Origin of the sequence: Staphylococcus lugdunensis (assembly GCF_002901705.1) — a bacterium.
Lineage (GTDB): Bacteria > Bacillota > Bacilli > Staphylococcales > Staphylococcaceae > Staphylococcus > Staphylococcus lugdunensis.
On record NZ_PPPV01000004.1, the window covers coordinates 1 to 203 of the forward strand.

The 203-nt window shown below is 44.8% G+C and carries 1 protein-coding gene; it reads left to right on the forward strand.

Annotated elements, in window-relative coordinates:
- Positions 1–203: hypothetical protein (locus tag CD041_RS00560; RefSeq protein ID WP_142380820.1), on the forward strand; the 203-nt coding region annotated here is incomplete at both ends.

Below are 203 nucleotides of genomic sequence, written 5' to 3' on the forward strand. Positions count from 1 at the left end.
CATTACGACGCATGTGTATGAACGTATACAATCGGAAATACCAAACGAGGCACCACAAGAGACGCCAGTCGCGTTAGAAGTAACACGTTATGTGGATAGTGAAGGCAACGAAGTTCAAGAGACAGAAGAAGGCACGCATCAACCACCAAGTATTATCGGAGACAAATGGCAATATACGGGTCAAACAACAACAGAATCTGGCA